3 protein-coding genes are annotated in these 3,507 nt (G+C 69.7%); all 3 read right to left on the bottom strand.

Annotation, left to right across the window (positions count from 1 at the left end; all coding sequences use genetic code 11):
* Positions 1–123: 123 nt before the first annotated feature.
* Positions 124–924 carry a transposase family protein gene (locus ABZZ74_RS53060; protein WP_356951294.1) on the bottom strand — a complete coding sequence of 267 codons (801 nt, stop codon included), beginning with the start codon at positions 922–924 and terminating at the stop codon, positions 124–126.
* 153 nt (positions 925–1,077) lie between these two features.
* The gene (locus ABZZ74_RS53055; RefSeq protein WP_356951293.1) at positions 1,078–1,176 is read right to left on the bottom strand and encodes a hypothetical protein; all 99 of its coding nucleotides are present in this window, start codon (positions 1,174–1,176) and stop codon (positions 1,078–1,080) included.
* A 789-nt stretch (positions 1,177–1,965) separates the two neighbouring features.
* Positions 1,966–3,507, bottom strand: a 1,542-nt coding sequence (locus ABZZ74_RS53050) for an ATP-binding protein (protein ID WP_356951292.1), incomplete at its 5' end; no start/stop codon positions are given.

Raw genomic sequence — 3,507 nt, 5'->3', positions numbered from 1 at the left:
GCCGTGTGCGGGAGAACCGCATGCACGGTTCGAAGCGGCGGGGGCTGGAAACGGAGCGGAAGCACTCTGCCACCGCGCCAGCCCCCGACCCTACAGTAATGGATCGCGACGCTGTGTGATCGTTCAGATGACGCGGTCGTACTCAAGCTGGAGCAGGACGAGGGCTGCGGCGGCGATCTTGGTGATCCGGCTGGGGTCGAGGCTGACCCTGCGCAGGGCTTTGAAGGTGGTTTTGAGTAGGGAGTTGGCGCGTTCGCACACGCCGTGGATGCCTCGGATGACCTTGTTGTAGGTCTGCTGGGCCTCGGTCAGTTCACCTCCTGCGGGCTTCTTGACGGGGTGGCGGAAGCCGGGGCCGGCGTTCTCGTAGCCGAGGTCGACCAGGGTCGGCATGCCCGTTTCGGCGGCGATGCGGTCCAGGGCGTCGGTCAGGCCGTGGTGGCGGGCGCAGGTGGTGTCGTGCTCACGGCCGGGCCGTACTGGCGAGACCCAGATCGGCCAGCCGTCCGGGGTGGCGATGACCTGCACGTTTCCTCCGTGGTGCTTGTGTTTTCCGGACCACCACAGGTCCGCGCCGTTGGGACCGGGGGCAGCAACGCGGTCGGTGCGGATGACGGTGCCGTCGAGGTTCAGATGCGTCAGCCCGGCCGCTTTCGCGCGCTCCAGCGCGGTCGCAAGGTCCGGGGCTCCGGCGGCCAGAACGGTCAGTCCTTCGTGGAGGTACCGGTAAGCGGTGGAGGTCGACAGGCCGTTGTCGCGGGCGAGTTGGGACAGACGAGTGCCGTCAAGGAACCAGCGCAGGATCACTGCCGACTGCTTGAAACAGCTCAGCGCACGCCGCCCCCTGCGGGTCTTGACCGCGGTCCGGTGGTCGCGCAGCAGCCGTGCCAGGTGCTCGGCGGTGGACCGCTTCACATCGAGCACGGCGGTGTATGTGACACTGATCGGGACGTGAGGCCCCTTGTTCAGAACTTTCCTTCGCAAGATCGTTCCTACCAGGGGCCTTACGTCTGCCCGAAGTTGGGGATGCCACGGACCCGCGGTGCCAGCGTCGCGATCACAACGAGCAACCACCGCTTACCAGGAAAGACTCATTGCCGCCTCGTTGCCGCCCCACACGGTGAACATCAGCGCCGAGTCGCCGGCTGCGAGCGTTGCCTGTTCGCCGGCCGCCATGGCGGCCCGACCGTACCCTTTGCGGCGGTGCTGCTCCTGGATGTACAGAGTAGCCGTAGGTGACTCCCGGGAGGTACCCGTGCTTCAACCAACCAGTGCCGATCTGCCCGCCGGCCGCCTCGAGCACCAGGAAGGGGTTGTCGGGCGTCGCCAGGCCCTCGGGAATCAGCTTCGCGAAGTCGCGGTCGGACTTACGTACGGCCTCCTTGGGGCTCAGGGCTCCCGCCCGGACGATGTCGCCGACGTAGGCGGCCTTCTCGGAGGCGAGCCACTCGGGATATTCGGCTTGTGTCATCGGCCGTGCGGTGGCGCCATCGAGTGGTTCCGGCGGGGCACTGATCAGCCGCGTCCTGAGCTGGCCGCGGACGCGGTAACCGTCGAACAGTTCGCCGGCGGGCTCGGTGAGCCGTATGTCCAGCCGGTGTGCGCCGCGCTCCGCGCACCATGCCTCGGCCCAGTCTCGGGCGGCCTGCTCGTGCCCCCGGCCAGCGTGGAGCGCCGTCGACGCGGAGGTCGCCGATACGGCCCGCGAGCGTGCCGTTGTCGTCAGCCACGACCACGGCGACGTACCCCACTCGGGTCCCGGCGTCCGTGATCTCGGCGACGGTCCAGTCGCTGATGCTGGCGCGTACGTCCTCGAGCATGTGCTCAGCCGCGGCCGCACCTGGCCCGGCCGCCGTGTACGAGGCGTGTAACCGCCGCTCGAAGTCCTTCTGCCATTCCGTCTTGTCACCCAGGAGGTTGAATTCTGTCATCTGATCTCACTAGCCACGTTGGAGAGTGCAAAGTTCACTGGACAGGCCCCACACAGGCTGGTGTGGCGGAGCTTTCGTGAGTGTGCGGGGTCAGGGTGATTGTTGTGGTTGGTTGTCGCAGCAGTTGTTCGATGAGGCGTTCCTTGGCCAGGGTGAGGTGGCGCCGGTAGGTGCCGTAGGGCACCCCGAGTCGTCGGGCGGCGGCCTTGTGGGTGCGGGAGGCCGTGATGTAGGTGGCGGTGAGAGCCTCGTGGGCTTTGACGCCCGCGGGGTCGGTCTGTATCGCGTCGAGGGCGGTGGTGATGGCGCTGCGCAGGTCCGCGGCCGGGTCGGGTGAGCCCGGCGGCACGAGATGGGAGTGCAGCAGGACGCTGGTCGCGAATTCGCGGGGGGTGTGCCAGGTGCCCAGCGCCTCGAGCACGCCTTCCTCGAACGCGGCGCGCTCTGGCTGATCGCCCGGCCCCCTCGTGGCGGCGGTCGTGGGCCATGTCGCTACGGGCGTGACCACTGTGCGAGCCCGGTGTTGTACCCACTGTTCCACCGTTTGCCGTCGCCAGTCCCGGCCGAAGACGTGCTGTCGCAGGCCGTCGACATCCACGGCCGCGACCTGCGGCATCCCGGCCTCGGCGAGGTAGCGTCCCCACCGGTCGGCGTCTTCGAAGACGGTGAAGGTCACCGCGCGTCCGTGGGCTCTCATCTCCTCGGCGATGGTGCGCCGGCTGATGAGTTCCATCAGGGGTGAGGGCCGCTGGTGCCCGCCGGGTTCCACCGCGAAGCGGCGGATGCCCAGGTGTTCGCCCGGCCCCAGGGGGGCGGCCGCCTCCACGAGGTCCCAGACCGCTGCGATCACCGGGTCCTGGACGCGGTCCTCGGGCAGGGGGGTGTCCAGCCGCAGAATGGCCATGAATGACACGGGTGAGGAGGAGCCCGCATAGCGGTGGACGCGGAAGGCCTCCGGTTGGCGGCGCACCCAGTGCGCGACCGCCGCCGCCGATGCCGGGCCCTCCGCCTCCTCGGCCATGCGCAGCACGCCGGGCACGTCCTCGGGCCGGAGCGGAGTGTCCTCGATGTGCGGGTGCGTCCGGTAGTTGTACAGGTCGTCCGGTCCGCCCTGCCGGCGGAAGAGGAACATCCACTCCGCGACCCGCAGCGGCGCGTCCTCCCCGGCGGCGCCGCGCACGGCCTGCAGGCCGGCGAGCGATATGCGGGCGCGTACGTCGTCGTGGCGCTCGGGGTCCCGCCAGCGCAGGTCGGCCTGGAGGGTCGCCCGCACCGCGTCGTGCGGGTGCAGCCCCTCGGGAGTGGCCTCGATGTAGGGCAGTTGGCGCAGCCAGGAGAACACCGTGTCGGTGTCCTCGTCTCCCAGCACCGCGCGCAGCAGGGGTTCGCGGGTGACGTAGGCCTGTGCGACGACCTCGAGGGCGCGCCGGTGGACGGCGTTGGGCAGGTCGCCCACGAGCCGTTCGACCAAGGTCGTCAGCACGTCGCCGGTCGGCTCCCAGGGTGCGCCGGGTGCAGCCGGGGGCACGGAGGCCGCGAGCGAGAGGGCGAGCGGGCTGCCTCCGGCGAAGGCGAC

The sequence above is a fragment of the Streptomyces sp. NPDC006476 genome (assembly GCF_040612015.1).
In the GTDB taxonomy this organism is placed as follows: Bacteria; Actinomycetota; Actinomycetes; order Streptomycetales; family Streptomycetaceae; genus Streptomyces; species Streptomyces griseorubiginosus_B.
The sequence above is the reverse complement of the archived record's forward strand: the minus strand, read 5'-3'. Positions and strand labels throughout refer to the sequence as shown.